At 71.5% G+C, this 337-nt stretch carries 1 protein-coding gene; it reads left to right on the top strand.

Going from position 1 to position 337, the window contains the following annotated elements:
* Positions 1-337: polysaccharide biosynthesis/export family protein (locus AB4Z37_RS33020; protein WP_441520888.1), on the top strand; the 337-nt coding region annotated here is incomplete at both ends.

Genomic DNA, 337 nt, shown 5'->3' with positions numbered 1-337 from the left:
GTGCATGCCCGCGGCCTCACGCCCGCCGAGCTCGCCCGCGCCGTCACCGGCAAGCTGCGCGCCGGCTACATCCGCGAACCCTATGTCGCCGTCGAGGTCGAGGCCTACCGTCCGTTCTTCATTCTCGGCGAGGTCACCGCGCCGGGACAATATCCTTACGTGCCCAACATGACGGTCGAGAGCGCGGTGGCGATCGCCGGCGGCTTCTCGCCGCGGGCGCAGAAGGCCTCGGTCGATCTCACCCGCACCGACCGCAACGGCGCCGTCCGCGCCACCGTGCCGCTCGGCACCATCATGCGCCCGGGCGACACCGTCGTCGTCGGCGAGCGCTGGTTCT

Origin of the sequence: Bradyrhizobium sp. 2TAF24, from assembly GCF_052115025.1 — a bacterium.
GTDB lineage: Bacteria > Pseudomonadota > Alphaproteobacteria > Rhizobiales > Xanthobacteraceae > Bradyrhizobium_A.
This window is presented reverse-complemented; position numbering and strand designations above follow the sequence as displayed.